General features: G+C 43.0%; 1 protein-coding gene. It reads right to left on the bottom strand.

What is annotated here, in order from left to right; all coding sequences use genetic code 11:
* Nucleotides 1-46 precede the first annotated feature (46 nt).
* On the bottom strand, nucleotides 47-1,114 hold a 1,068-nt coding region (locus HQN90_RS38045), incomplete at its 5' end, for an IS3 family transposase (RefSeq protein ID WP_173227989.1).

Here is a 1,114-nt window from a genome sequence, read left to right as displayed (position 1 = left end):
TGATCTGGACCCTCTGTCAAGGACACTTTAAAAAACTCGATTTAACCTAGGCAGCTAACAAAAGATGATTCCTGTATTGCACAGGGGTCATCTTTTTTAATCCCCATTGGTATCGATTATTGTTGTAGTAGCGGATGTAACTGTCAATCTTACGTTGTAGCTCTGCTAAGGTTGGACAGCTACGATGGTCAACATGATCCTTCATATGACCGTAAAACGACTCCTGTGGCGCATTGTCCCAGCAATTTCCTCGTCTAGACATCGATTGCCCTAATCCCTTTTGCTTTAAAAGTTTTTGGTATGTGGGACTCGTATAATGACTTCCTTGATCCGAATGAATGAATGCTTTTTTGTGCAACTTCAATTTTCTTTGCTTCATGAGTGCCTCGATCGTGTCTGTAGCAATGTCCAACGTAAGGCTGTTGGAAAGGTTGTAAGCAAGGATCTCTCCCGTTGAAGCGTCTAGTATGGTCGACAAATAAGCCGTCTCTGAGCGGCCGTATGGGAGATAAGTGATGTCGGTGAGCAACGCAAGCCCAGGAACACCTTTTCTAAAATTACGATCTAAACTGTTGGGAAGCGTTCGATGTTCTTGAGTCACCTTTGCCATGCGTTTGTAGGGATTAGGTTTTCGATGTGGACAAACGAGGTTAAATTTCTTCATAAGTCTGCGGATTCTTTTCAAGTTGTAGATCACGCCAAATTCGTTCTCAAGCGTCATTTTAATAGAACGAGAACCCTTTTTAAAGCCCTTTCTATGAAAGGCTTTCTTGATCAGTTCTCCTGCTTTGGCATCCGAAAGAGACCGCTCTTTACGGGTTTCTACGGCCTGGATGTAGTTGTAATAGCCTGAGCGAGATACGTGTAATAAATCGCAGAGGTAGCGAGTTGTACGTCCCAAACCTTGACCTACAGTCTCTTTAATTAGCTCAAATAACGTACTCTTACTTAGGTTCTTTCCCTTTGCTACCAGCAACCTTTCTTTCGTGTCTAGCTTTTTTAACAATTCCACCTGAGACTCAAGGAGTTTAATTCTTGCTTCCTGTCTTGCAATGACTTCATCTTGCGTTAGTTCACGCTTTAGAGGACGTCCAGAAGCTTCCTTACGAGAGTC

Source organism: Paenibacillus alba (assembly GCF_013204855.1).
GTDB classification, from domain to species: Bacteria; Bacillota; Bacilli; order Paenibacillales; family NBRC-103111; genus Paenibacillus_E; species Paenibacillus_E alba.
Note: the sequence above shows the minus strand (reverse complement) of the source record. Positions and strands in the feature narration are given on the sequence as shown.